At 42.0% G+C, this 26,129-nt stretch carries 20 protein-coding genes and 1 pseudogene; 15 read left to right on the plus strand and 6 right to left on the minus strand.

Annotated features, from left to right (window positions below):
- The first annotated feature begins 3 nt into the window (after nt 1-3).
- The 4 genes from RSJ42_RS01975 (at nt 4) to RSJ42_RS01990 (ending at nt 3,894) form a co-directional block, all read left to right on the plus strand.
- Nucleotides 4-1,779 carry a nickel-dependent hydrogenase large subunit gene (locus tag RSJ42_RS01975; protein ID WP_410509061.1) on the plus strand — a complete coding sequence of 592 codons (1,776 nt, stop codon included), beginning with the start codon at nt 4-6 and terminating at the stop codon, nt 1,777-1,779.
- A gap of 24 nt (nt 1,780-1,803) precedes the next feature.
- A complete protein-coding gene (locus tag RSJ42_RS01980; protein ID WP_410509062.1) occupies nt 1,804-2,574 on the plus strand; it encodes a cytochrome B in 771 nt (256 codons plus the stop codon).
- Between the two features lie 92 nt (nt 2,575-2,666).
- Nucleotides 2,667-3,152, plus strand: a complete 486-nt coding sequence (locus tag RSJ42_RS01985) for a hydrogenase maturation protease (RefSeq protein WP_410509063.1) — start codon at nt 2,667-2,669, stop codon at nt 3,150-3,152.
- 256 nt (nt 3,153-3,408) lie between these two features.
- Complete coding sequence (locus tag RSJ42_RS01990; protein WP_410509064.1) at nt 3,409-3,894, plus strand: SRPBCC family protein; 486 nt, start codon at nt 3,409-3,411, stop codon at nt 3,892-3,894.
- 25 nt (nt 3,895-3,919) lie between these two features.
- Here the strand turns inward: RSJ42_RS01990 and RSJ42_RS01995 are convergent, their stop codons facing one another.
- The gene (locus RSJ42_RS01995; RefSeq protein WP_410509065.1) at nt 3,920-4,861 is read right to left on the minus strand and encodes a peptidoglycan-binding protein; all 942 of its coding nucleotides are present in this window, start codon (nt 4,859-4,861) and stop codon (nt 3,920-3,922) included.
- A 364-nt stretch (nt 4,862-5,225) separates the two neighbouring features.
- Here RSJ42_RS01995 and RSJ42_RS02000 point away from each other — a divergent pair, with 364 nt between their 5' ends.
- The 3 genes from RSJ42_RS02000 to RSJ42_RS02010 are packed head-to-tail and all read left to right on the plus strand — an operon-like array spanning nt 5,226 to nt 8,988.
- Nucleotides 5,226-6,392, plus strand: a complete 1,167-nt coding sequence (locus tag RSJ42_RS02000) for a hydrogenase small subunit (RefSeq protein ID WP_410510289.1) — start codon at nt 5,226-5,228, stop codon at nt 6,390-6,392.
- Nucleotides 6,392-8,182 (plus strand): nickel-dependent hydrogenase large subunit, encoded by a 1,791-nt coding sequence (locus tag RSJ42_RS02005; RefSeq protein WP_410509066.1) that lies wholly within the window; start codon nt 6,392-6,394, stop codon nt 8,180-8,182. Before RSJ42_RS02000 ends, RSJ42_RS02005 begins: the two co-directional genes overlap by 1 nt.
- Before the next feature lie 14 nt (nt 8,183-8,196).
- Nucleotides 8,197-8,988, plus strand: a complete 792-nt coding sequence (locus tag RSJ42_RS02010; protein WP_410509067.1) for a cytochrome B — start codon at nt 8,197-8,199, stop codon at nt 8,986-8,988.
- A 339-nt stretch (nt 8,989-9,327) separates the two neighbouring features.
- Here the strand turns inward: RSJ42_RS02010 and RSJ42_RS02015 are convergent, their stop codons facing one another.
- Nucleotides 9,328-11,883 (minus strand): PAS domain S-box protein, encoded by a 2,556-nt coding sequence (locus RSJ42_RS02015; protein ID WP_410509068.1) that lies wholly within the window; start codon nt 11,881-11,883, stop codon nt 9,328-9,330.
- A 223-nt stretch (nt 11,884-12,106) separates the two neighbouring features.
- Between RSJ42_RS02015 and cgi121 the strand changes: the two genes are divergently transcribed.
- A complete protein-coding gene (gene cgi121, locus RSJ42_RS02020; protein ID WP_410509069.1) occupies nt 12,107-12,637 on the plus strand; it encodes a KEOPS complex subunit Cgi121 in 531 nt (176 codons plus the stop codon).
- 186 nt (nt 12,638-12,823) lie between these two features.
- Here cgi121 and RSJ42_RS02025 read toward each other — a convergent pair whose 3' ends face one another.
- On the minus strand, nt 12,824-13,561 hold the full coding sequence (locus RSJ42_RS02025) for a type 1 glutamine amidotransferase (RefSeq protein WP_410509070.1): 738 nt from the start codon (nt 13,559-13,561) through the stop codon (nt 12,824-12,826).
- Between the two features lie 261 nt (nt 13,562-13,822).
- Between RSJ42_RS02025 and glpX the strand changes: the two genes are divergently transcribed.
- The 4 genes from glpX to RSJ42_RS02045 all read left to right on the plus strand — a co-directional run bounded on the left by glpX (nt 13,823) and on the right by RSJ42_RS02045 (nt 21,623).
- The gene (gene glpX, locus RSJ42_RS02030) at nt 13,823-14,911 is read left to right on the plus strand and encodes a class II fructose-bisphosphatase (protein WP_410509071.1); all 1,089 of its coding nucleotides are present in this window, start codon (nt 13,823-13,825) and stop codon (nt 14,909-14,911) included.
- Between the two features lie 326 nt (nt 14,912-15,237).
- Nucleotides 15,238-16,545, plus strand: a complete 1,308-nt coding sequence (locus RSJ42_RS02035) for a tRNA (N(6)-L-threonylcarbamoyladenosine(37)-C(2))-methylthiotransferase (RefSeq protein WP_410509072.1) — start codon at nt 15,238-15,240, stop codon at nt 16,543-16,545.
- Between the two features lie 327 nt (nt 16,546-16,872).
- Nucleotides 16,873-21,024: a hypothetical protein gene (locus tag RSJ42_RS02040; RefSeq protein WP_410509073.1), complete on the plus strand. Its 4,152-nt coding sequence runs from the start codon at nt 16,873-16,875 to the stop codon at nt 21,022-21,024.
- The gene (locus tag RSJ42_RS02045; protein ID WP_410509074.1) at nt 21,021-21,623 is read left to right on the plus strand and encodes a sarcinarray family MAST domain-containing protein; all 603 of its coding nucleotides are present in this window, start codon (nt 21,021-21,023) and stop codon (nt 21,621-21,623) included. Before RSJ42_RS02040 ends, RSJ42_RS02045 begins: the two co-directional genes overlap by 4 nt.
- A 103-nt stretch (nt 21,624-21,726) precedes the next feature.
- Here the strand turns inward: RSJ42_RS02045 and RSJ42_RS02050 are convergent, their stop codons facing one another.
- Nucleotides 21,727-22,275, minus strand: coding sequence for a rubrerythrin family protein (locus RSJ42_RS02050; protein ID WP_410509075.1), 549 nt, complete (start codon nt 22,273-22,275; stop codon nt 21,727-21,729).
- A 444-nt stretch (nt 22,276-22,719) separates the two neighbouring features.
- Here RSJ42_RS02050 and RSJ42_RS02055 point away from each other — a divergent pair, with 444 nt between their 5' ends.
- On the plus strand, nt 22,720-22,878 hold the full coding sequence (locus RSJ42_RS02055) for a hypothetical protein (RefSeq protein ID WP_410509076.1): 159 nt from the start codon (nt 22,720-22,722) through the stop codon (nt 22,876-22,878).
- 59 nt (nt 22,879-22,937) lie between these two features.
- Here the strand turns inward: RSJ42_RS02055 and RSJ42_RS02060 are convergent, their stop codons facing one another.
- On the minus strand, nt 22,938-24,269 hold the full coding sequence (locus RSJ42_RS02060) for an MFS transporter (protein ID WP_410509077.1): 1,332 nt from the start codon (nt 24,267-24,269) through the stop codon (nt 22,938-22,940).
- The gene (gene mmrce1, locus RSJ42_RS02065; RefSeq protein WP_410509078.1) at nt 24,270-25,124 is read right to left on the minus strand and encodes an MmRce1 family CPBP family CAAX prenyl protease; all 855 of its coding nucleotides are present in this window, start codon (nt 25,122-25,124) and stop codon (nt 24,270-24,272) included.
- 472 nt (nt 25,125-25,596) lie between these two features.
- On the opposite strand from mmrce1, the pseudogene RSJ42_RS02070 reads away from it, so the two are divergent.
- A pseudogene (locus RSJ42_RS02070) lies at nt 25,597-25,686 on the plus strand (hypothetical protein); the annotation flags it as partial.
- A gap of 72 nt (nt 25,687-25,758) precedes the next feature.
- The gene (locus RSJ42_RS02075) at nt 25,759-26,019 is read left to right on the plus strand and encodes a hypothetical protein (protein ID WP_410510433.1); all 261 of its coding nucleotides are present in this window, start codon (nt 25,759-25,761) and stop codon (nt 26,017-26,019) included.
- Nucleotides 26,020-26,129 lie beyond the last annotated feature (110 nt).

Below are 26,129 nucleotides of genomic sequence, written 5' to 3' on the forward strand. Positions count from 1 at the left end.
AAAATGGTAAACGTTACAGTTGACCCCTTAACCAGAATTGAAGGTCACCAGCGCATATCCACTGAAGTAGATGCGAACGGCCTTATTACCGATGCCCAGTCATCTTCCCTTATATTCAGGGGTTTTGAGCGCATCCTGCAGAAACAGGACCCAAGAGATGCAGCTTTTCTTACACAGAGAATTTGTGGAGTATGCCCCCTTTCTCATGGATTGACAGCTACAAATGCACTTGATGAGCTTTACGGTGTAGCTGAGCATGTCCCTAAAGATGCCCTCGTAATGAGAAACATTTTCCAGGGCCTGAACATGATTGCAAGTCATGCAACTCATATATATGTCCTCTTTGGCCCTGACCTTGCAAATCCGGCGTACAGAAATGTCCTTACACCACTCGGAGACACAGGTAGTGCAGTCTGGAATGAGATGGTAGGCAGGTTTGCTCCTATCAGCTACAAGATGGATGGCGCAGCCGTACCTGCTGGAAGTTCATACATGGCAGCAATTCCTGAAAAGAAACGCCTTCAGGAAGCTATTGCACTTATTGCAGGAAGAATGCCAGGTCCTTCGTCACTTTATCCAGGTGGATACACCTATCCCGCTACAGTTGCAGACATAACAAAACTTTCCACTTACTATCTGCAGGTAATGGATTTCGTGTCAAGCCACACTCTGAAAGTCGATTTCAACACCTGGATCGAAAATACATATAAAGCAAGCTCTCCGCAGAAAGCAGTAAGCTTTGTCGCTGAACACTTACAGGGACTTGTTGATAAGTCAACCACTTCCAACGACTTCTCTAAAGACGCAGGCTGGGGAGATGTTGAATTCTATGCAGCTTTCGGTTCCAAACTTGTAGGAGAAGAAATTCTTGGTCTCCCGGCAAGCCTCAGACACGATACAATCGGCGGATACAAGGACCCATCAAAGATCTGCTTTGTTGCATACGGTGGATATTACAAGCCCACAGATGGATATGACCCGAGGAGCCCGGCAGGAGACCGTATTTTCACATCAGGTGTGGTATCAGGGAACCTTGAATACCTGAAATTTGATCCTGACAAGATTACCGAGAGCACTGCTCACTCGTTCTACAGCAACAGTAACAACGACCTTGCACCAACAAAAGGTGAGACAGTCCCGTTCACAGACCCGAAGAAGATCGCCTTCACAGGCGGTTCGGATAGCCAGTACAGCTGGGACAAGGCTCCGAGATACGATGGAATACCTGGCGAAGTCGGACCTCTTGCACGCATGCTGAACATAAAAGAACCGCTCGTAACAGGTCTGGCTCAGGCATTCGCTGAGAAAGGATATTCTCCAGCTAACGTTTACACCAGAATGCTGGCTCGTATGCAGGAAACCGCAATTCTCGCACATGAACTTCTCAACTGGGTAACTGTTGACTACGACCCAAGCGGTAAGATCTCCGTGCCTCTTGACTTTAATGCAGCCAAGAATAACCAGGGTATGGGCCTGTGGGAAGCACCCCGTGGAGCTCTTGGGCACTGGATCTCTGCTGGCAGTGATGGAAAGGTTACCAACTATCAGTGCATAGTTCCGGGTACCTGGCTGATGTCTCCAAGAGACAGCAATGGCATTCCAGGGCCGCTCGAACAGTCTCTCATTGGTTCAAAAATAAACCCTGTCGGAGATGTAGATTATACCAACCCCATTGGAATATTCCATATGGGAAGATCATACGACCCATGCATTTCATGCGCAGTACATACCATTGACCTGACTGGGAAAAACACTCCAAATACTTTGAGAATACTCTAAGAATAGTATAGGAGATGACCCAAAATGAAATCTAACGACAACCGGTCAATGGTTGTTGAGCGCTATACGATAACTGACAGGATAGCCCATACCGTCCATGCAGTTGCGATGATAGTGCTCATCATCACCGGGCTAAAGATATATACGGGATGGGACTTTATGAGTTTCCATACTGCCCGGGCCCTGCACATGATTGCAGTACCGTTCCTGCTTGCAGTAAACTGGATACTTATCCCTTACAATATCTTCTCAGAAGGCCATGGGGCACTGGGAAAGATCTCGCACTTTAAGGACCATTATATTTTCGGTCCTAAAGATGCAACACGCCTGGGAGGTATTATTAAAAACTTCTTCAGGAAAGGCAGGTACCCTGCATTTTCCATCTATGATGAAGAAAAAGGCCACTACGAGACCAAGCTTCACCCCGTAATGAAGGTTTTGATTGTGCTTGAAGGTACAGCACTCTTCCTGATAGCGGTTTCAGGCATTGTCCTATACAAGCTTGACTGGTCAGTATTCGGCCTTCCAATAGGGTCGTGGATTCTTTCGGTCGGAGGTTTAATCGCACCTTTATTCGATCTGACTGCGATCCAGTTCTACAGGATTCTTCACCTGCTAATGACTTACTGGTTTATCTTTGAACTGGTGGTCCATGTAGGAATCCTCGAGTTTGACCCCCATGTCTGGAAATATTACAAAGCAATATTCTGGTCAGGTAAAGAAGACCTCTCAGATACTCACTATTCAGAGTATGTAGAGAAGTATTCAAGGTTTGATAAGAAACACGGGCACTAAACATTAAAAATAGCTTTAAAGGAAAATCTTAACTGGAAAAGGTAATATAGGCATATTCGAAAAACCTGTACACCTTTTAATCAAGTGAGAATATGTCTATATTACATGCTCCTCTCCGGGTTCTGGGCTTCGGAAGCCCGCTAATGGGAAATGACGGCGTAGGTCTGAAAGTTATTGAGGTTCTTCAAAAGACAGAACTTGAAGGGCTTGAAGGCCTTGATATAGTAGATGCGGGAGTCTGCGGGCTTGATCTCCTGAATCTTATCGAAGACGCCAGAAAAGTCATTATAGTGGACGCGATCCTGGCAAATAGCCCTGTAGGTTCGGTTCACCGTATTGAAGGCAGGGACCTGCTGAAGGGTGCAGAGTTTCATCCTCTTATCTCAGTACATGATCTGACAGTTACAGATGTATTGATGATTGGAGAACAGATTCAGACTCTACCGGAAATTGTAGTTATAGGAATCGAAATAGGAACTCTGGTTACTGAAGCTACCACAGAAATAAGCCCGGATGTACTCAAAGGTGTGGATGAAGCCGTAGAGCTTATCAGAAAAGAGATCTCATCCTCACTTTAATCTTTTTATTCCCATTCAAATATTTCTTATTATCCCGTTATTCGTATTCAGTTTTTCTTATTACTAATCTTTGTTCATCAATTGTTTTTTATTATTCTTATATTGTTTTTTAATATCGGCTTTCTTTTCTGAGTTTGATCTTAAATAAGCTCCCTTAAATATAATGTATAGATTTTATATCTGAATAGAAGGGTAAATAGAAGGGGGCATATGAATGTCAGGATTCTTTATTCGGAAATTATTCAGAGCATTCTTATTGGCATCGATTTTTTATATCGCAGCTTCAGTTGCCGTAAACAGATCAGTCACCAGGAAAGAGATCTGCAGTGAAATTATTGTTAACGCATCAGCCTTTCGAGTATGGCAAGTACTGACTGATTTTGAAGCATACCAGCAATGGAATCCATTTATCCGTAAGGTGGATGGGGTTGCCAGACATGGTAGCAGGATATCAGCTCAAATGCATCTGGGCAACCACACGATGACGTTCCGTCCAGCTGTTCTTACAGTGAAACCTGATAGGGAATTACGCTGGATAGGTCACCTGTTCATTCCCGGAATATTTGATGGTGAACATAGTTTTATTATAGAACCACTGAATGAGAATCAGGTACTCCTGGTTCAGCGCGAGGGGTTTAACGGGATACTGGTTCCATTATTTACTTCAGTACTTAAAGATACGGAAAAAAGCTTTAATGATATGAACAGGGCGCTTAAACAGCGTGTTGAGCAGACAAATTAAAAAAAGAAAGAGAGTTTCTTTCCGCTCAGGCTTTCTCCGGCTCACCCGGCACCCAGTTGCTATAGAGCTTCCACTCGATTAAAGTGTCCTCACTGTCAGTCTCAATGTAAAATCTCCATATGAAGGGCTCTTTATCTATTGCAGTGAATTCGAAGTCCACAAGCGTGTCAGGTAAAAGTATGGATTCTTTTAATTCTCCTGTATTTGTTTTTATCCTGATGCCCGACTCATTGACATTAAGGTTATTTACTTCAAGACGTATCGATCTTCCGGCTTCAGCTTCAAAAGAAAAGCTCTTCCCGCTCAGGGTTCCTGCAGTGTGGAATTTGCGTCCCTGACTATCAACTGTATGGGGTAGCCGGGTTATAGGTGGAGTTATGGGACTGGTTACACGAGCCTGAGTCTGTTCAGGCGGAACTGCCTGTGTCGTCAGGATTGGAGTTTCCACTACCGGGGCTGCCGGTGCTTCAGGAGGTTGAGGTATCTGGACTGGAGGCGCCCCTACTCGTGGAGCTCGAGGTGCCTTTACTGGCGGGACTTCAGGTGCGTTTACCGGCTCAACCGGAGACGCCCTTGGCGACCTTACCGGAGACTCAGGCACCAGCGGAGATGGGACATCCGACATTTGTGGCTCCGTTGAGGGTGAAACCCGGTGTTCTGATGATGGCCCGATATGGAACTCTTCGTCCAGGCTCCCCATAGTTTCCGGCCCTATTATGCCATCAACTTTTAGCCCTCTTGCCTCCTGATAGCTTCTGACAGCCAGTTCAGTCTCGTCTCCAAAAATGCCGTTAGCTCCAGCTCCTGGCACAGGAATTCCCAGAATTATTAAAGCTTCCTGAATTTTCTTTACTGCCGGGCCGCTATCGCCTCTGCGAAGGACTCTTTCCTTATCATAGCATGCCTCTAAAACATCATCACCTGCAAATCTTGACGATTTTAAATCGTGACCATCCCCGATAGTCATATTCTATCCCCCACATTCTTCATAATTATACTTCCCATACTTTGCAATGCGCCCTGTTTTCTCTATGTGTCGCTGCAAATACTAAAATTAAAATTTCAATATATAAACAGGCTATTAAAATATATAAATCTTTAGAAAAACTATATTTATTTTAAATGTCATTAGACTGCCTGAATAATGTAAAGAATATCTGTAATAAAAGATTGGCTATAACTGTATGGATGTTGTGATGGAAAGCGGATAGTCTTTTAATATAATAGGGTCTATGTTTTATTATATTTCTATTTATAAAATTATTTGTTATTATAGGGGGAGTTAATTGGGTAAAGAGTGTTCACTTGAAAAGTTCAAAAATCTTGATTTCATGAAAATGGATCGTCGAACATTTATAAAGGCCGTAGGGGCGCTGGGAGCTTCTCTATTTTTGCAGATATATAAAAGTGATATGGCAAAAGCTGCTAACGGGCTGCCTGAAACCAAAGTACTCTGGCTCCACGGGGTAATGGATTCAGGATGTAGCATTTCTATGCTGGACGGAGAAAACCCTGATATACTGGAATTCCTCCAGCTTTATAATCTGAACCTTCTCTATCATGAGGTTCTGATGATGCAGCAGGGAATCTTCGTGGATGGAGAACTTGCAAATACGAGTGACCTGAACTCTGAAATCCTGCTGGAAGAAATCCTCGAAAATGAAAGAGGATATGTCCTTATCGCTGAAGGTGCAATTGCAAATGGGCCTCATGGTTCCGGAAAATACATGGTTCTCGGAGGAAAGATCTATAAGGATATTTTCGAAGAAGCTGCAAGAAATGCCTCAGTAATTGTTGCGATCGGGCAGTGTGCAACACATAGCGGAGTAAATGCTGCTGAAAGTGAGATAGCAGAACTTATGGACCACCGTGGGGTTGCTTTTACCATGGAAGATTCGTCAAAGGGAATTGTAGACCTTCTCGGGATAGATACGCCCGTTATTAACATCAACGGCTGCCCTGCCCATCCGGACTGGGTATTTTTAACCGTAGGGGCAATCGCCCTGGGAAAAATCAGGGTACCTGATGATCTGCCTGAAGTGCTTGACAGGTGGAACCGTCCGAAGGTTTTCTATCCCCCTGGCCATACGGTGCACGATAACTGTCCTCGCCGCGGGTTTTACGACCGGGGAGAGTTTGAGACGACTGTGGGAGGACCCAAGTGCCTCTGGAAACTTGGATGCAAAGGTCCTTATTCGCATGCCGATTGTGCCTTACGCCGCTGGAACGGTCATGTAAATTTCTGTCCGCAGGCAGGCTCTCCATGTATAGGCTGCGTACAGCCAGGTTTTCCTGATAGTACCAGGCCTTTTTATGTGGAAATTGAAGATGCCGGAATCGTCAATACTAACCTTGACACCATAGCAGGCATAGCAATAGGGGCTGGTCTGGTTGCTGCAGGTGTTCACGCCCTAAGAAGAACTGCCTTGAAAAAGCCTGAGGAAAAGGAAGGGGCTCCTCAAGAAACCACGTCTGAAAGAACCGGAGGCGAAAAATAATGGTAGAGGTAACCGTAGACCCTCTCTCAAGAATTGAAGGGCACTATAGAGTTAATACTGAAGTCGGTGAGGACGGCGTGATAACTGATGCCCAGAGCAGCGGTCTGGTTTTCAGGGGTTTTGAAAGGTCCCTTCAACATCATGACCCAAGGGATGCAGCTCTTTTTACTATGAGAATCTGCGGAGTCTGTCCGGTTTGCCACAGTATAGCTGCAGTAAATGCTCTGGATGACCTCTTCGGGGTTGCAGACCAGGTCCCAAAAGATGCCCTCGTTATGAGAAATATCCATCAGGCAATGAATTTCATAGCCAGTCATGCAGCCCACATCTATGTGCTATGGGGTCCTGATCTTGCAAATCCTGCCTACAGGGATATCCTCTCGCAACACGGAGATGTGGGAAATGCCGTCTGGGGAGAGTTGTCAGGGCGCTTCATGCCTCTCGTAAACCAGGATGGGGGTACCCATCATCCTGCCGGCTCTTCTTATGTTGCTGCTATAAGGGAGTTCCGCCGTCTTCATGAAGGAATTGCCCTTGTCGCGGGAAAAATGCCTCATCCAGTGCTGCAGCATGTCGGAGGAGTAGTTTACTCTCCAACTGTTGCGGACATTCAGAAGCTTATAGCGTATATCTCTGAGACTTCGAAATTCGTTGAAGACTTTACTCTAGGAGTCCCTCCTGAAACCTGGATTGAAAATACTTACAGGGCTTCTTCTCCGGAAAGGGCCGTGGATTTCGTAATTGGGCACCTGCAAGAACTTCTGGATAATTCCCTTACCAGCAACGATTTTTCGCACGCTTCAGGCTGGGGAGATGTCCCGCTTTTTGCAGCCTTCGGTTCGGAGCTGGTTGGAGAAACACTTCTTGGCTTGCCAGTCAGCATGAAACTGGACCGCTCAGGAGGTTATCGTGACCCCAACACTATTGGTTTTCTTTCCTACGGGGTCTTTTTCAAGCCTGAAAACGGTGACGGGTATGATCCGGCAAGCCCCGCAGATGATAAGGTCATTCCTTCAGGCTATATGAACGGGAATTTGCAGCTTGAGCGGTTTGATCATACAAAAATTTCAGAGAATATTACTCATGCATTTTATATCGATGAAGAAGCAGACCGCCCTCCGTGGAACGGGGTTACAATTCCGGAAGATGACCCTGATGAAATCGATTATACCAGAGGTTCTGAAAGCCGGTACACCTGGGTAAAAGCACCTCATTATGGGGGCATTCCCTGCGAGGTTGGTCCTCTATCCCGCCTTCTGGTAATGGGAGAACCCCTTGTTACCGGGCTTGCAAGAGTTTTTGCGGAGAATGGTTATTCCCCTGCGAACAACTATACCCGCATGCTTGCAAGGATGCAGGAAATTCTGGTGGTAATTCCCGAGCTGTTGAAATGGCTTACACAGGATATAACACCGGATGGAAAGGTTGCAGTACATACCGAACTTTCCATGGCAAGGGATTCCGAAGGAATGGGTTTGTGGGAAGCCCCGCGAGGAGCTCTCGGGCACTGGGTAGCTACGGGTTCGGACTCCATGACCACTCTGTACCAGGCTGTAGTCCCGAGTACCTGGAATCTCGCTCCCAGAAATGCGCAGGGAATTCCAAGCCCTGTTGAGCAGGCTCTTATTGGCACAAAAATTTCTGCTGCCGAGAATGCTCTTGGAGTAGACTATGCAAATCCTCTGGGAATTATGCATACAGCCCGCTCTTATGATCCCTGCCTTGCATGCGCGATTCACACAATTGATAAGACCGGAAAGAATCCCGATCGCATTATCAGGGTGGTTTAAAGGAGGAAGAAGATATGGTACGGTCTCCTGAAAGGCCAGCTTCCAGAAGAAAAGTTGTTGAACGCTATACCTGGCTTGAGAGGGTTACTCATCTTGTGCATCTTATTGCCATGTTTGTCCTTCTCATAACAGGATTTAAAATTTACTTTATGTGGGGGGTCATGTCTTTTGAAGCAGCCAGAACATGGCATATGATTGCTGTACCTTTTTTCCTGGTTGCAAACTGGCTCCTTGTCCCTTATAACATATTTTCATGCAAAGGAGAAAAATGCAGCTTCAGGGATCGCATGGAGCATTTCAAAGAATCTTACGTATTCGGGAAAGCCGATGCAGAACGCCTTGTCGGTACAATTAAAAATTTCTTTGGGAAGGAGAGGTATCCGGCTTATACGATCTATGACGAGCGCAGTGAACACTATGTCACAAAACTCCATCCTGCAATGAAGATACTGCTTGTTCTTGAAAGCATGGCAATTTTCCTTGTAGCAGTCACTGGAATTGTGCTTTACAGCCTTACCTGGTCTCCGTTAGGAATTCCTGTTTCACAGTGGATACTTTCCGTAGCCTGGTTTTTTGCATCTCTAATCAATTTCAACGGCCTGGCATTGATACGCTTACTGCATTTGCTTGCAGCCTACTGGTTTGTACTTGAGCTTATAATTCATGTTGGAATCATTGAGTTCGATCCAGATGCATGGAAGTATCATAAAGCAATTTTCTGGTCCGGAGAAGAAGACCTTTCAGACAGGCATTTTGTCAGAGTAATTGAGGAAAGTGATCAAACAGGAACAGCGAAAGAACACTGATGGCAAATCAATGAAATATATTAAATTGCGCATATAATTATGCAAATAATTATATGCTAATCTATCATTATTATATATGGTACTTTAGATGTACGGGTTTGAGGAAGCTCGAAGAAGAATTGACCCGATCATTCTCAACCTTATAATTCTTTTGTTTTTTGTGATGCTGGGGCTGATAGTGGTTGAGTTGATTCTCAAATGTCTGGTGATTTGCAGCCCATACTGAAACTTCGGCTTTTCTTTTATTTCAACGTTTTTAGTTTTTTCTGTTTTCTTCTCTTTTCTATTTTTTCCCTTTTATTTTGTTTAAAATCTTTTATTGCGTTTTATTTGAAATTTTTAATTGAATTCCAGTTCTTCTCTGACTTTTTCCCTTTCAATTTCAATTTCAAGTTCGTAAGGTTGTTGTGCGGAATTTATGTTTTCCTTTTTCTTAATTTTGTCTTCATGCTTCTTTGGAATTCTAAAGGTAAATGTACTGCCTTTTCCCGGAATAGCATTAACCCATACTTTTCCCCCGTGAAGCTCTACAAACCTTTTGACGAGTGCAAGCCCAAGTCCCACGCCTCCGTATTTCCTGGAGATAGACTCATCGATCTGCACGAACGGGTGAAAAACTCTTTCATAATCGGCTTCGTGGATACCAATGCCTTCATCCTTTATGCTGATCTCGATCATGTCTTCTTTATTTTCTGCGCAAACATTTATTTTCCCGTTTTCTGATGAGAATTTGATAGCGTTATTCAAAATATTGTAAAGGATCTGCTTGAGTTTCACCCTATCAGCAATTACTGTTTTCAATCCCCTTTCAACCTTTGATTCTATACTGATACTTTTTTCAGCTGACAGGGGAGAGAGTATCCTCTGGACCTCTTCAATTACCCCGGGAATGTCCACGGTTTCGTAATAAAGATCAATATTCCCGAGTTCAAGCCTTGATATATCCAGTACATCATTGATTACATCAAGAAGGTGATTTCCGCTACTCAAAATATTTTCCGCATACCTTTTTTGTTTTTCATTAAGAGACCCGACAGTTTCACTTAATAGGAGTTCCGAAAACCCTATAACCGAGTTAAGCGGAGTCCGCAGCTCGTGACTCATGTTGACAATGAAGGTGGTCTTTGCTCTGTTTGCGGCTTCGGCGGCCATTTTTGCCTGAAGCATTTTCTCCTCAGCCTGCTTGCGTTCGGTTATGTCGATCATAATGCCAAGGATAACCGAGTCTTCTTCTGTCACGCCACTAAATATAAACCTATTAAGAATAACCTGATGCATTGAGCCGTCAGGAGATTCCAAAGAGATCTCACGTACCTGGTTTCTTTTATTTTTTACCAGTTCAGTATCCATTAAGTGGTATCCTTCGGCAATCCTAGAAGAGGCTAAATCGTGAATACGCTTTCCAAGAACATCCTGTTTCTGTACCCTTAAAAGGTTCTCAAAACCCTCATTACAGGCAATATATACTCCATTTCTATCTTTACAGAATGCAGGCACTGGTATCGAATCCACAAGCCTCCTCAGGGATTCCATCTGCTGAAGCCGTACCGCTTCCAGCCTTTTTACTTCGGTGAGGTCCTCTACAAGAATAATACCGCCATTAAACCGGGAATTTTCCGAAATTAGAGGCTTATAGGTTATCTCACCGGGTATACTTTCGTCCTCAAACCTGGAAATATATTTTATATCGCAATGGATAGGAACTTCGGGGAGAAATGTAAAGCTTTTTTCTTTTAGCTTATTTTCCTCTGGAAAGCTCAGCAAATTGAAAATGAGTTTTTCGTTCTCACCACTGCCCGTAAAGCTTACAAACTTTTCATTACATACGATAATAGTTCCATACTTGTCAAACTGGGCGATTCCTCCGGGAAATTCTTCAAAAAGCATTCGGTACTTTCTTTCGGAATCCCTCAGGGCTTTTTCAGTCCGTCTGCGCTCGCTGATTTCCCTGCCAATAGATAGTACGGCTGTTTTTCCATCGTACTCAATTAACCTGTTATTGACTTCCTGAGGAATTACTGTGCCGTCTCTCCGAAGGGAGTCCATTTCAAAAGTAAAATATCCTGTCTCTTTTATCTTCTCAATCTGCTGTCCGAACTCTGTAAGGTGGATGTTAGTCCGTAAATCCTTTATGTGCTTCCCGAGCATTTTATTGCGTGTATATCCGAAGATTTCACAGGCTAAGTGGTTTGCTTCCAGAACCCTGCCGTTCATGTCATGGATAATGATGGAATCACTCGAACTTTCGAGTAATGTCTTAAATTTTTTATCCGAGCTTTCCTGTTTTGTTTTGAGAAACTTCCATTTTCCATCTCTTTTAATTATCAGCTTCTCTCCGGCTTCCATAAGGTTGAAAATTTCTTCTGCGGAAAGATCTTTCTCTTTTATCATAAACAATGGCCTGATTTTCTTTTCAGGCATATTTTCAGCAAGGAAGCGTCTCAGTTCTTTAAGGTAATCTGCAATTGACTTTTCTGGGGTTCTAACCTCCAGATTAATGCGCAGATACCGCCAGTTTCCTGCATGGATGAATTTTACAATTTCTTTCTGCGGGTTTCCTGCCCTCCAATCAAAATAGGCACCTGAGGTTTCTGGCTGTTTAACAGAAAAAACCTCTTTTTCCTGCAGGGGAATTATTTTAAGTCTGGATCTATTTATGCAGCTTTCAATATCAAGCCCTGAGTTTAAAAGCAAACTTTTTGCCAGTTCTGCACCCTGAAGGTCCGGGGTAAGCCAGATGCAACGCTCATTCTGCTGCAGGCCTGCTTTGATATAAGCTGCTATGAGTTCAGCCGCCTCTTTCGGATCCTTGTATACTGCAGTGAGACCATTGGACGGAATAGTCGAACAAAAACAGAACTCTGGCTTAATATTTTTCTTTTGAATAATTGACACCTTCCCGGAGACTGACTGACTCTGTTCCCTGAACTTCTTAAGTGCAAAATACCTTATGAACTTTTACAATAAATATATAACTACTTCATTAAATTTGTTAGCAACTAGTTTTATACACTGGAGGAATAAAAACTTTTATATGAGGTTCGGATTGTCCGCACATTTAATCATATACCTTAATCAACCGAAATCCTTATTGTAAAGCCCGGGGTATGGCAGGAGTATGGAAATGCAAAAGGAAATCCAGGTTATTTGCGGAGCTGTGAGGATAGCAGACCTTCCCGGTTTTCTAAAAACAATAAATACAATCGCTTCCGAAAACAAAGTAACCATCCAGGGGCTGAATGCTGACCTGATTGCAGGTGATAGACATCTTCATTTTGCGGTGGGAAAAGCTCTCAGGGCTATAGCATCAGGAAGTAATGTGGCAAAAGACCCTGGGATAGAAATCATGCGCTACGCAGCCGGAGAAAGGCAGATTGAAAGGAGTTTTTCCATAGGGCTGCATGACGGAGAAAATAATGCGGTTTTCGTGCTTCTCGGAAAAATGGATAATTTACTTAATGCACTTTCCGAGCTTCGGAAGCTTATCGAAGAAAAAACATGTCCAGAACTGCTTGCCTATTCCAGCTCAAAACGAAAAGGAATCCTTTCCCTCTTCGGGATTACAGATGAAGAAATAAAAGCTTCAGGAGAAGAACATATCCCTGAACTCGTTATTGAAAGGGTGGCGCTTGCAAATTTTGTAAAATGAATGGTATAATTAAAATAAGCCGTGTGAATCGGTTAAGAACGGAATAAAAAAATATCCGAACCTGCCTGAAGCGTTTAAATCATTACTTTTACTTACGGTACAAACATTGCTTTTACTTACGGTACAAACATTACTTTTGCTTACGGCATAAATCATTACTTTTACTTACGGCACTTTACTTTCAATTCAATTTCCACATTTTTTCTCAAACCAGTCCATAATTGAAAAAGCAATTTTACGGGAGTCTTCAAAATAATGCTCGCATCCGAGCATCTCCCTTTTAGACTGGATGTACTTCTCTTTAATAAGCTCATGCCCGGAATCATCTATCAGGTTTTCTATCCACTGCCTGTCGGCTTCAGGGTGAAACTGCAGCCCGAGGACATTATCACTGTAAATGAATCCCTGGTTCCTGCAGGCTTTGCTTTCGAAAAGTCTTACTGCGTCCTCAGGGGTTTCAAACGTGTCTCCATGCCACATGAACGCGGTAAACTCAGGGAATAAGCCTGAAGGGAGCTCTGAGATTATTTGTCCGTCATTACTTTTGTTTTCCATTTTCTCTTTTTTTTCTACCAGAGCTTTTACCCTGTGCCAGCCTATTTCTTTGAACTGGTTTCTGGTAACTTTTCCCCCCAAAACATCCGCAATTAATTGCGCTCCGAAGCAACTTCCAAGTATAGGTTTGCCTGCATCAATTACTTCTTTCACGAATTCTTTTTCGGGCTTTAGCCATGGAAATTCTTTTTCCTGATAAACACTCATTGTACCTCCCATTATCAGGAGCATGTCGAACTCTTCAGGCTCAGGAAAAGCAGTTTTTTCATAAAGCAGGGTCTTTGTAGGCCTGTGACCTCTCAGGGATATCCAGGTACCTATGTTCCCAAGAGTCTCGTTTTTCAGATGCTGAAGGCAATGGATTTTCACGTTTTTCACTTCAGTTGTAAGTGTAATATAAGGTTATTTTTCTGAAAATAGGGATTCTTCCAGTAATCAAAGGTATTTTTATATAAATTTGATTCTTTTGATAAAGTTTAACATATCCATGTGTCTGAACTCTTCCAATAGATATTAATATCCTGTTGCTTTAAAGATCACATTAACAGACGAATGGAAAAGCCAGAGAAGGATTATTATTACAGTATCATCTTGTAATTATCAGGAAGCAGGAAATAAGAGTAGATTATCATGCCTCATCCAAAGACAGTAGAAAATATGTTTGAGTGCGCCGGGCCGATTGAATACCAGTTATTGCCAAGGCTCATTCATGTAACCGAAGCTGCTGCAATTGCCGCAGCCTATCAGATGGGACGTGGGGACAAGAAATTTGCCGACCAGGTAGCAGTTGCCTCCATGAGAAGAATGCTCAACAAACTTGACATGAAAGGCATAATAAAGATAGGAGAAGGGGAGAGGGACGAAGCCCCTATGCTTTATATCGGGGAAGAGGTCGGAACAGGGGTTGGAGACCTTGAAGTTGATATTGCAGTCGACCCCCTGGAAGGCACAAACCTTTGTGCCGATGGCTGTCCGGGTTCTGTTGCTGTCATGGCAATGGCTGAAAGGGGAGGGATCTTCCACGGACCTGACATTTACATGGACAAGATAGTCGTCGGTCCGGATGTTGTCCGTTATGAAATGGAACACCCCAATGAAAGGATCGATCTGGACGCTCCTGTAAGGCATAACCTCGAAATTGTTGCAAAGGCTCTAGGAAGAAGCGTTGAAGAACTGGTGGTCGTAATCCTTGACCGTCCAAGGCACGCCCAGAAGATAACTGAAATCCGCGAAGCAGGAGCCCGTGTAAGGCTGGTTACTGACGGAGACCTCATGCCTGGTGTTGCAACTGCGATCCGCGGCTCAGGCGTTCATATGGTTATGGGAGCGGGCGGTTCCGGAGAGGCTGTCCTGACGGCTGCTGCAATTAAGATCCTTGGTGGTAAAATCCTTGCAAGGCTTGTCCTGCCAAGTGTTGCAAACGGAAAATCCAAGGAAAAGATCCAGGAAGAAATTGAGGAAAAAATGCCCAGGCTCGAAAAGATGGGAATCACCCTTGAGAACCTTAATGATATCCTTGATACGGAAAGACTGGTTCCCGGAAAGGATGTAATTTTTTCCTCAACAGCCGTAACCCCGGGTCCTTTCCTGCGCGAAACCCGTCTTTTTGGCGGGGGAGATGCCAGAGTGCACACGATTTCCATGGGTGCGTCCGGAGCTGTCAGGTTCACAGACAGCGTTTATATAAAGGATAAACAGGAGACTCCTCTCTACCTGTAAAATCCTTTTTTATCCTTTACTTTTTGTTTTTATTTTCAATCCTTTTTTAAAAAACGGGCGGATAAAGGTAGATATTTTTATTGCATTATCAGAGAATGCAAACAACAGACATTAATTATAAATATCATATCGATCTCAGGGCAAACTGAAAAATAGGGCTGATTTACTGGTTCAGGGCATAAACTGGATTGCCAAATAGGGTGGTGACAAGAGGTGTCAATCAGCTCTCAATTAATCTCAAATTGAAGTATCAGCTAAGATCTCAGATTGAAATAACAAGCTAAAATATCGAATTGAAGTATCAGGCTAAAGTGCGAAGGCAGAATATGAAAATTTATCTTGAAAGTTTTGGCTGTTCCGCAAGTCAGGCATCAGCCGAGATTATGAAAGCAAGCATTCAGAGACTCGGGCATGAATTATTGAGCCCTGAAGCTGCCGGACAGGCAGAGGTTTATATATGCAACTCCTGCACGGTGAAATATACAACAGAACAGAAAATTCTCTATAAAATCCGCAGCATGGGTGAGAAAGGCATCCAGGTCATTGTTTCAGGCTGCATGCCCGAAGTCCAGCTTGAAGATATTCTGAACGCAAACCCCGAAGCACATATTCTTGGTGTAAATGCGGTCTCCCGTCTGGGAGAACTTCTTTCCTCAATTGAACAGATAAAAAAGGCTGGACTGCGTGGAGGAGAACGTCTGGAAATCCGAACTTCCGAACCTCTGGGTTTCCTTAATGTACCTCGCGAGCGTTCAAACCCCAATATTCATATCTGCCAGATTTCCCAGGGCTGTAACTTCGCCTGCTCTTATTGTATAGTAAAGCATGCAAGGGGTAAACTCCGCTCTTTTCCCCCAGAAGAAATAATATACGACATCCGTTCCGCAGTTGCAGACGGCTGCAGGGAAATATGGCTTACATCACAGGACGATAGCCAATATGGTATGGATACGGGAGTCAAACTCCCTGAACTCCTGCGCATGATCTCGGAAATCCCGGGCGATTTTAAAGTAAGAGTCGGTATGATGAACCCTTTCTCTGTCCTCCCGATTCTGGATGATCTGGTAGATGCTTTTGATTCGGATAAAATTTTCAAACTCCTCCATCTTCCGATTCAGTCCGCCTCTCATTCTGTCCTGAGAAAAATGAACCGCCTTCATAAGATGGATGCTGTAGACAAAATTATTACTGAATTCCGTGACCGTTTTGAAGACCTTTCCCTGTTTACTGATATAATCGTAGGCTTCTGTGATGAAACAGATGAAGATTTTAAAGAAACTGTAGAGTGGGTAAAAAAGTACCGTCCTGAAAAGATCAATATTTCCAGATATTCTCCCCGCCCTCATACAAAGGCATTTTCATTCAGGAACCTTGACTCCAGGATTTCAGTAAAACGCTCACAACAACTGCATAAAGTCTGTGAGCAGATAAAGATTGAATCCAAAAATGAAATGATTGGCTGGAAAGGCAGAGTTTTTGTCTCAAAATATACAGAGATCGGAGATGTCCTCACGCGTACGGATTCTTACCGCCCGGTTGTGGTTAGTGGCTCCGGCCTGAAGCCCGGCGAATACACCGAGGTGGAAATTACGGGTGCTAAGCCAGGTTACTTCCTTGGAAAAATTATCGGTTAAGGGAGAAGCATCCCTGTAAGTTTTAGTGTGCTGACAAAGAAGAGTAATAAGCTAATAGAAACGGATAGCTAATAAAAAGGAATGGATAGATAATAAAAACGAATGGATAGATAATAAAAATGAGTCAGTGGCTAATAAAGAAACGAATAACTACTAAAAAGGTCTCATTTCTTCATATCCTATTCTTACTTTCTTTCTGTTTTTTATTTATCTAACTTTTATTTTCGTTTATATCACTTTCCAATATAAAGTAAACTATTTATGCATATAACTCTTTAATATTTTTTACAAACGCCTTTCAATTCTTTACAACCTTCTGTTCTTGGGGTGAGATGCATAGCCGGGAAATCATCTGTTAAATCTTCTTTTCTAGAATATTCCTGGCTTTTTCAGGATACAGGCGCTTACATTCCTTATGCCGTAATAGGAATTTTCATTGTCCTTATTGCAACCTTTACCTCTGTATACCTCCTGAAGATGGACAGCGAGGTTGCAGAAACAATCTATACTACAGAGAAAAGCGATCCCAGACAGACAGCTATAAACCTTGCTGTATCTGACCTTGCCCGCTGCCTTAACTATGCTGGGATGGAAGCTCTGGAGTGGCAGGGTGAACATCCAGTAATTCTTCCGGAAGGCTCTACGGTTGAGAGATTCTCTGAAGATAATTTTATGGTAACTCCGCAAAACCAGAACCTTGAGATAGGAGATAATCTTCAAATCTCCGTAGAGCTGCCTTCCGATATATGGAGCAGAATCTTATCCATATTGAAAAAAAGGGACGTTATTCTAATCGTAAATGATTCTTCAGGACAGCAACTCAAACGTGTGAACTACGGGCAAGCTATAGGTCTTCGTAAAGAAGTTTCCTTTTATGAAAATATGGAAGTCCCGAAAAACTCGACATCCGGGTATGGATCCATCGAACTATATTACGGTAAAGAACTCAAAGCCTCGGACTGGTTCCAGATTGAAACAAACCCCATAAAAGATATTACGGCAGAGTCTTTTAACCAGCTGCTTTCGGCAAACTATCAGGGCAATAGCCATACATTCATGGAATTCGCTATTAACGTCGAACCTGACATAGAACCCGAGCAAATAAATGTAAGAAAAGTTAACGGTACTCTGCAAAGGGAAATTTTCCCATCTGACAAAAGCTACACGATTTACTATATCTTCGAAATTCCTGTTTTGAATTACACTCTTGTTGACCTTGAGTCCGGAGAAACATACAATATGAGTATGAACCTCTCCACCCTTATACCTTCAAGAGAACCCCTGCTTGAAGAACTTGTCCGGGAGTACGAAACAGCACTCGGGACGTCTTCGAGCCTGGACTCAACTTCAAATATCGTACTCGGGGCAACAAACCTCAGGACATTCGTTTACGGTCCCTGGCAGCATTATGCAAACGGTCCCCTGAATATCCTGACAAATCCCGCCCTTGCAAGTTCGGTTAACGGGGCAACGCTTTACACCCAAAAAAGGGTATTTGATTCCGTTGACCCTCTGGCACTTACCTATACCACTTACTATAATGGAAAAGTCCTGTATGAAGATGTCTGCTCTTCCGGGAGCCAAAAATCAAGTCCAGGCTTCACAAATTCAACCATGCACAATTCCACAGGCTCGAATATTTCCGTGCCTTCTTATGATACGGATAAAGGTGTAAACCTTACGACCACCTACTCTTCTCTTGCAGCAAACCGGTCTTTTTCCCTGGATGTGGAAGAAGGCATAGACAACTCCCTTATAGAGGCAAATACCTCCTATGACAACCTTTCTGAATACTCGGAAATCAATGTTTCAGCTTCGGATTATACCCGGGGAGTTCTTGACGGCTGGGTTTTCAACGACCACGTCTGGACAGAGAAAAACCCTGACCTTATACATACAGTTACAAATAGTGTTTACACAGCTCCGGTTCAGGGACAGATCCTGAGGGATGGCTTCAATTCTCCATACCCTCTGGCTTCAATAATCAAAGCGGATTTTGACCGGGATTCGGTTTCATATGGCGGGCACATAGTAAGCTGGGATTCTGATTATTTTTCATCGGGTACACATACAGGGTCGCGTGTCCCTTCTTATTCCTGGGGTAAGTCTGTTTCAAACTTTTATTCTAACACTATGGATCCTGAAATTAATCCTCCAAGAGGAAAGCTGAAAAACTGGTATGTCACGGATGCATCCGTTAGATTGATTTCGGTAGAGATAGCCGATGTAAGAGTTGAGCCAAACTATGAGTACAGGGCTAATGACAGGCTTATTGCCGAGTACAGAACAGATGATGGCTACCTTAGCAGAGAAGACCATACATTTGATTGGGGCATCCGTTATGATATTTATTATAGCATCAGGACAACCTGGAGAATAAATTATGACTATACGTATACTTACGTCTGGCACACAGTAAACCGTAATGCGGATGGTACTACGTCCATTGAAGCAAATTATGCCACATCAAGCGGCTCAAAGTCTGAGACTGTAAGCAAAGCCGATTCCGAGACCCTTTTCCACTCTGAGATTGAGTCTGAAAACCTGACAGTACTCTATCACCAGCGACCTCCCACAGGCATCTATTCAGGCATATCAACCTACACTGACCCGATAGAAAGAGAATATAGAAGAACAACATTTTACACCGCAGGTGCGGAAAGGTTTGATCCCTGCTGTTTCGATGCTGCAGACAAGTACAGGGCTGCTTATGTGGATATCAGGGCAATCGAGAGTACATTCTGGGCTTACCCTGATGGTAAGTACCTTCCAAAACAGGGTGTCGTCTGTGATATTCCATCCTGGCTTCACAGGGTTATGGCTGAAGAAGTCCTGGCAATGCTTGATGCCATAGAAAGGGACAACCCCACATTCAATTACTCTCTTCTCGAATCTCCCGGTCAGAACCCTGCAGACCTTCAGGTCGAAACTGCCGAAAAGCTTATTCTTAATCTTAAAGCAAGCCGGGAAACCTATGTTAATAAAAAGCAGCACCTCACCTCCACAGGGAAGATGTACACATCAAGCGATTCTGCCCGTTACATTGCCAGAAATGAAGCCTACAATAAACTGCTCAATGATATCGAACAGAAGAACAAAAATCTGGACTCCAACCTTAATTCCTATATCCTCGATGCCCTTGAGGAAAAAGGTTTCAGTACAGGTGCTTTTGACAGCGTGGCATCAGGTTCCATGACTTTCTTCGATAACCCGGCAATGGAAAGAGCTGCATCTGCGCTTGGGCAGGAAATGGGCATCATTTCCACAATAACTGTCACAGGCCAGCCCGAAAGCAAATACAACTGGACAGAAAATCTTACTCTTATTGTCGACCAGAAACCGAACTACCTCTATCACGATCAGAACTTTGACCTCAGGGGAGAATATGAGTGGGCAGATTCTATGGGCGGAAAAACAATTTATCCTCTAGGCGTCCGTAACACCTGCATTTTCACAACCAATATCTCCCAGGAAATTGCTGATGCGATCTCTTCAAGCGGAGAATATGTAAAAACCGAAACTTCGCAGCAGATCAGCCAGAGCATTTCCGTGCTTAATACGGAAGTTGACCTTATGGAGCAAAGCCTGAGCGAACAGGGAGTTTCTCTGGATACAACCCGGCTAAACGCGGAAGTCTACAACCTGAATCTGGTTTATGCCAGGGAGATGAGAATTCAGATTACTAAAGAGGTAGTCTCCGAAATTAGTTCAAATCCTGTTGTGTCCGGCTGGATTAAAGAAGACCGCGTCCGTGCAGTCGCATCTGGTTATCTTAACAGCCTTTCCGATAAGGAATTAATTGAAAAATCCACAACAGACCAGCTTGCAACCGAACTTACTGATGTTATAATAAAGGAAATTCGGAACCTGCGTCCATCAATAGAATCTGATGAACTCGAAGCTGTCCTGAACAGAGTCGACACAGATGTTAGAATGGGCGTTGCAAACGGAATCTGTGCAGTAACAGTTAGCAAAGGTGAAGCTCTTGATCTTCTCTTTGGAAAAGTTGACGGTGAACTGAAAAATCTGGCAAACGAGTCCGTGAATAGGTATTCGGGAGAAGTAGCAGATAAGGTCACTAAAAGACTTGACAGAACTATGGCGGCTGTTCCTTGCGGACTTCCGGTAATGCCGCCGCACTGGATTTTTACGGTGAATGTTTGGACGTATGAGGTGATTGGGAAATACCAGACATTTGCGATCATTGATAACGACAACGAAGTAATTCCTAAGCCTTATTTTGGACACAAAGGTCAAAAATACATTAGACAAGAGGAACATGTCAATCATCCTTCCAGAAGAAATGAAGATGGAAGTAGTATATGGGTTGGAAAAAATACACAGATAACTTTTCACTTTAATGGCTATTCTGCTACAATTGTTGGCCCAAGTCCAAGGGGTGTTGGAGATAAAGCAGATGGTTCTACTGAAAAATCAGTCGGATATGAAGAACTTATTTTAGAATTAGGTGGAACATGAGAATCAAATTGATACTTTTTGGAATATTTTGCATAATTTTGTTGACCGACAGTGCATTCGCAGGTAGTTCATATGGCAAGATGGATGTCTACTATAATGGTGAGATTTTACCCGGAAAAGAGATCGCAAAACCAGTTTTAAAAATTGACGAGCCCTTTGCTGTTGGCATAAATTTAACTGTATATCAAAAGTCAGAGGTATCCATTGAGTTGAGTGAAATTGGAGAAGGATATTTTAAAATTACAAATGGACCCACTTCAAAAATGAATGTATATCGGGCAGATATAATGGAAGAAAACTCTACAATCTTATATGAGTGGACAGTCGCTCCTACCGATAAGTGGGCTGGAGGCTCCATACCAATTGATATTGTTTATCAAATTAATGATTTCAAAACAGGTGATATCTTAGTAAACGGCGGTTTTACAGTCGCCTACTGCACAATCTCTAACGAATACTACAAAGGAGAAATCCCCACTTCTGAAAAGCAACCAGTTTCAGAAACCGAATCCTCGCCTACATCAGCATCTACGCCAGCCTTTACATTTATTGGCGCGATTTCAGTTCTCGCATTGGTTTTTGCCCTGATTCGCAGGTGAAAATCCTATCTGGGGATTTATCCTGGGCTTATCCGGTATACTCTGAAAATACGAGATTAAAAAAGTAAATTTTGAGTTAAAGGATAAGCCTAACTTTTAGAAGTTATCTAAACGCAGTAAATTTCTCTTTTACTGCACCGCATACGGGACACCTGTCAGGAGCTTCTCCTTCGAGAGTATATCCGCATACCTCGCAGATATGGACAGGGCCAAGATCAACGTCTTTTCCTGCATTAACTGCATTGAAAGCTTTTTCGAAAAGCTGTTTATGCAGTTTTTCAGTAGCATATGACCATTCAAAACTTCTCTGTGCGAGTTTTTCTCCCTGGAATTTTGCTACTTCTATGTATACGGGATACATTTCTTCTATTTCGAATGTCTCGCCGTCGATTGCGAGTTTAAGGTTCTTAATTGTATCTCCGGGACCAAAAGCTGCCATGCTGTTTGCGACAAAGCCTCCGTCGAGGTGTTTTAATGCCTTGTAATGGTCGCCTGCATGGACATATTCGGCGTGAGCTATTGCGCGGAATAGGCGGGCTACGTTAGTGAATTTTTCTTTTTCTGCCTGGTTTCCAAAGTGCAAATATCTCATGTGTGCCTGGCTTTCCCCACCGAATGCATTGATAAGATGCTGTTCTGTCATCTTTTTCATTTCAAAAACCCCTTTTCAATAAAAATTTAAAAATTCTATATTTTCAGGACTAACTCAACATGCTGCAAAAAACATGAAATCTCTGCCATAAATGTTATCATTTGACAGTTACAGTAAAGGTTTCATGTTACTATTTTCAGTTTAACTTTGTAAGTCCGATTTTGCCTTCTATTTGTGTTTGGAGAATAAAAGCGTTTTTGGTAGGATAGGGTTCTAAACTATTTCCTAATAGGATTATTCCAGGCGGTAAAACATTAGTGAATCTTGGATAAACCCTGAAATCTAAAGTAGAGACAATTTACTATTATTTATAACTTTATTCTTCCAAATTCTTCATCAGAGGATTATATTAATTAATTTAGTGGAGCTTTACTCCTGCTTAATCCTCTAACAAACCTAAATTTGTGGAAAAGCTAATAAAGATAAAAATACATTATATAAAATATGACAGAATGTCCTTTCTGTGGAAAATCTTTCAATAGCAAAAAAGGCGTATCGGTTCACCTGCATTCCTGCCGGAAAGGTTCAGGTTTCGATCTGTACATGAGAGGACAGGGTACGCAGCGAGTAAATGAAAGCAATAAAATTCTTAAACCACATTGAAAAGATGAAATTAAAAAAGGATAGAGTAGCCTCTTGATGTTGGAAGTCCGGAGGCAGTTTTACGTTTCAACATAATATTTGTTTTGAGATAGCTTATTGTCCTGACTTTCAATGTTTTCTAATTCTTTTATCTTCTTATTTTTCCATATCAAAAGAGCAATTAAAGAAATCATTAATCCAGAAATTATAAACATTAAGGCAATTCCTCTGCCGTTTCCTACTCCAATAATAGAGCCAGCTGTTTGAGACAATAATCCATCAGCTTCTAAAAGAGGATTGAAGATTTTATCTGCTAAAAAACCTGAGACTGTAAAAGCTATGATGGAACCAAGATAAGTAACCATTGAAATAATCGACCACACACGTCCCTGTTTACTGTTGTCAATATTCTTTCTAATTAAAACTTCAATAGAAGTGTTAATAAAAGGCAAAGTGGCAAAGAACAGGAATCCTGCTAAGGTAACAAAAGCAATATTTGTTGAGAGCCCGAGATTGGCAAAAAATATGCCTGAAATGAAAAGTGAGATCGATAAAGTTTTTACATGCTTGTTTTTGCTGCCAAATACCCCGATAAACATGCTTCCAACCAGTATGCCTGATGCGCAGATAGATTGAGTGATTCCTGCTGTTTTTACTGTTGTTAAATTCAGCAGCATTGGAACAAAGAGGGATTGAAGCAGTCCGACAAAAAAGAGTACGAGCATGGTAGTAATAACCAGATTAACCACGCCTCTATTTTTCGAGAATTCCTGAACACCTTCTCTCAGGTCAGCCATATTGTTCTTTTCTGGTTTCTTTATTGTTACTCCGCCCAAAGTTTTTCTTATCCATACAACAATGGAGCTGGCAATTAAGAATGTGGTAACATCAATTAAAAAGACAAATTTGATGTCCATTATTGTGAGTATAATTCCGGCTAAAAACGGGGAAATCAAATATTGAGCTGAACTTGCTAATTGCATTAATCCACTTGCTTTAGCATATTGATTTTCAGGTAGAAAGTCCGTAACCAGGGCTTTGTAGGCTGGTTCCTGAAAAGCTGAAAAAACTGAACTGATTGCAATCCCAAGATAAATTTGCCAGAGTTCAATATTGCCTTTTAGCATCATAGTAAATATGAAGAGAAGCCCTAGCGTTGATCCGAAATCCCCTAAAATCATCATTAAACGCCTATCATGACGATCAGCCAGTATACCACCATAGGGCCTCAGTAAGAAGGGGGGCAAAAAAGCACACATAAGTATAAAGACATAGCTTGAAGCTGTACCGGTTAGTTGATATACGTATACTCCTAAGGCAAAAGCAGTAATTCCACTACCTATTACTGAAATGAATTGTCCAAACCAGATAAGAAGGAATTTGGAATAAAGATTTTGGGATTTATCTGTCATTTAATTAGCCTCAGAAATTTGTTTTTCAGCTAACCCGAGAGGCAAGGTGCTCTTTTCAAAAAATGTCTTTTTGTCCGATATGAAAATAATGGCAGCAACAACAGTAACAACCAGAGTTTCAATGCACTTTGCAAATTGGGTCATTTGCAGAGCTTCCTGCGAGAAATTTATGACAATGTGAATTAGAATCACTGCCAGAACACTTTTTCCATTTTTTACGTAAAGCCAGCTGATAATCACTCCCATAGGGATGATGCTGACAAAAAAATTCACCGCATACCAGACGTTTTCGTGGAAAATTTCGTACTGATACATGTTATTGACAAAGATCAGCGGAAAATGCCAGAGCGACCAGAGTATACTGAAAACAATTGATGCCGTAAAGAAAGTGTGCCGGCTTTGCAGACTTTCAAAACCGTATCCTCTCCACCCAAGCTCTTCAAAAGTTGAAGCCATGATAAGAGTAAGAAATGCAGGTACAAACCCTGATGAAAAAGAGTAATTTTCAGCAAATTGAAGTTGAGAAGTCGATCCGCCAAATGGAAGAGAAAGAAAGATGGATACCAGAACAGTCAGCGGCATTATTAAAAAAAACGCCAGTAACATTTTTGGCTTTATTAACCTGAGATTAATAAGCCGGTTAATAAAATCCTTTTTTAAATCCGAATTTTTAGACGTAAATATCATAAAAAGTGAGACGAGAAAAGGTACCATCATTCCAAGTAACGCTAATAATATATACACGCCATTATCATCATGAAAACTTAAGTATGCTGCTGAAAACCAGAGAGCATAGGTTATGATAAAAGTCGCAGTAAAATAGATTCCGGGTTTGTACCTGTAATTGGGAATCATTTATTCACCTGAATTTTAAATGCTTTGGTGTTGATTTTATTTTTTGTATTCATGTTAATTTTGATAATCAAAGGTATAAGAAATTTATTAATCTTTGTTGAATTAGATATGAAACGAGAATAATAGAATTAGTTATTTAACCTCTAATTTCTTCTGAAACTTGTTGTGGAAAATCACTCAATAGAAAAAAGGTATGGCAGTTCGTCTTCGTTCCTGTTGAATTGTTCTCGTTTTGATAAGTATAATGAGAGGGCAGGGTAAGCGAAGAAATGAAAGTGACCAGATTCTTAAACCGCATCTTTCTTTTACCTCTAAATTGGTAATTTAAAAACTTAAACCATATTAATAAATTTTTTATAACAGTTGCATCTAAATAGATACTAATAACTTTTCTAATTTCTAAGGGGGAATTTTAGCGGAAAAAAGAAGACAAATTGATAAAAATACTAGAGATGCAGTTTGGATCAAATATATGGGAAATAAGGTTGAAGGGAAATGTTACTGTTGTAAACTAAGAACAATCCATATAACTGATTTTCAAGTTGGACATAATAAAGCGGCTGCTAAAGGGGGTAGCGATAATATTTCAAATTTAAGGCCTATTTGTGGCCCGTGTAATAGGGGGATGGGAACTATGTCAATTGAAAAATATCGCGAGAAATATTTTACGGGTCAATCAAGTGCGAGCAAAATGAAGTCTGGAGAGGATGAAAGTAAGGTTACAAAACGAGAGCTGCTGAAAAATCTTGCGACTGGAAAACTCGAAACATTAACAAGAGTATTTAATCTCGAATCAAAATTGCCTATGTGGCCGGAACGAGAAGACTATATAAAAATACTATCAAGTTCTCGAAAGGTTACAGTTGACAATATCAAAAGTACTCTAAGAATATAATTACTTTATTCTAGTAATTTATAATCTCTTTGCAGTCTTTCAAAATCAAAACGAACCAAAATTTTTCTTTTTCGAGCTTTAATCCGAAAATAATCTATTAATACTCTTTT

The sequence above is a fragment of the Methanosarcina hadiensis genome (genome assembly GCF_046529725.1).
Taxonomy (GTDB): Archaea; Halobacteriota; Methanosarcinia; order Methanosarcinales; family Methanosarcinaceae; genus Methanosarcina; species Methanosarcina hadiensis.

Coding starts and splice junctions, on each gene's coding strand:
- RSJ42_RS01975 (WP_410509061.1), top strand. CDS start 4: ATGGTAAACGTTACAGTTGACCCCTTAACCAGAATTGAAGGTCACCAG.
- RSJ42_RS01980 (WP_410509062.1), top strand. CDS start 1,804: ATGAAATCTAACGACAACCGGTCAATGGTTGTTGAGCGCTATACGATA.
- RSJ42_RS01985 (WP_410509063.1), top strand. CDS start 2,667: ATGTCTATATTACATGCTCCTCTCCGGGTTCTGGGCTTCGGAAGCCCG.
- RSJ42_RS01995 (WP_410509065.1), bottom strand. CDS start 4,861: ATGACTATCGGGGATGGTCACGATTTAAAATCGTCAAGATTTGCAGGT.
- RSJ42_RS02000 (WP_410510289.1), top strand. CDS start 5,226: ATGAAAATGGATCGTCGAACATTTATAAAGGCCGTAGGGGCGCTGGGA.
- RSJ42_RS02005 (WP_410509066.1), top strand. CDS start 6,392: ATGGTAGAGGTAACCGTAGACCCTCTCTCAAGAATTGAAGGGCACTAT.
- RSJ42_RS02010 (WP_410509067.1), top strand. CDS start 8,197: ATGGTACGGTCTCCTGAAAGGCCAGCTTCCAGAAGAAAAGTTGTTGAA.
- cgi121 (WP_410509069.1), top strand. CDS start 12,107: ATGGAAATGCAAAAGGAAATCCAGGTTATTTGCGGAGCTGTGAGGATA.
- glpX (WP_410509071.1), top strand. CDS start 13,823: ATGCCTCATCCAAAGACAGTAGAAAATATGTTTGAGTGCGCCGGGCCG.
- RSJ42_RS02035 (WP_410509072.1), top strand. CDS start 15,238: ATGAAAATTTATCTTGAAAGTTTTGGCTGTTCCGCAAGTCAGGCATCA.
- RSJ42_RS02045 (WP_410509074.1), top strand. CDS start 21,021: ATGAGAATCAAATTGATACTTTTTGGAATATTTTGCATAATTTTGTTG.
- RSJ42_RS02050 (WP_410509075.1), bottom strand. CDS start 22,275: ATGAAAAAGATGACAGAACAGCATCTTATCAATGCATTCGGTGGGGAA.
- RSJ42_RS02055 (WP_410509076.1), top strand. CDS start 22,720: ATGACAGAATGTCCTTTCTGTGGAAAATCTTTCAATAGCAAAAAAGGC.
- RSJ42_RS02060 (WP_410509077.1), bottom strand. CDS start 24,269: ATGACAGATAAATCCCAAAATCTTTATTCCAAATTCCTTCTTATCTGG.
- mmrce1 (WP_410509078.1), bottom strand. CDS start 25,124: ATGATTCCCAATTACAGGTACAAACCCGGAATCTATTTTACTGCGACT.
- RSJ42_RS02075 (WP_410510433.1), top strand. CDS start 25,759: ATGTCAATTGAAAAATATCGCGAGAAATATTTTACGGGTCAATCAAGT.